Here is a 387-nt window from a genome sequence, read left to right as displayed (position 1 = left end):
GGTAGCATTCGGTGCGGAACACGCCCCAGGCGGAGCGCTCCAGTTCGACGTTGACGCGTGGCAGCAGGGCCGGCGGCAGGCGCAGGGTGACGATCTGGCCGAGGCCCATGGCGACGGTCCAGGAAACGATCTCCACGCCCTCTCCCGGAAAGCGCTCCCACCAGTCCATGGCCTTCATGCGGGCCTGGATCTCGTCGAGATTCTTCGACTGGTCGTGCCGGAGCAGCACGGTCAGCAACAAGGTGTCGCTCATGCTCGTCTCAACTCCTGGGTTTGTCGGTGAGGAACCGGCCCTGCGGTGCCTCGACGCTTTTCTGTCGCCGGGTATTGCCGTCCAGGCCACCGGCGATGGCCCATTCGGCGAACACCGTAGGGCCAGGTTCGAAC

The 387-nt window shown here is 65.6% G+C and carries 1 protein-coding gene; it reads right to left on the bottom strand.

The window, feature by feature from the left end; translation table 11 throughout:
* Positions 1-253 (bottom strand): hypothetical protein (locus C1I93_RS33475; RefSeq protein ID WP_111246734.1); only part of this gene is annotated, 253 nt, incomplete at its 3' end.
* Positions 254-387: the final 134 nt, after the last annotated feature.

The organism is Micromonospora endophytica (genome assembly GCF_003236305.1).
Lineage (GTDB): Bacteria > Actinomycetota > Actinomycetes > Mycobacteriales > Micromonosporaceae > Micromonospora > Micromonospora endophytica.
Note: the sequence above shows the minus strand (reverse complement) of the source record. Positions and strands in the feature narration are given on the sequence as shown.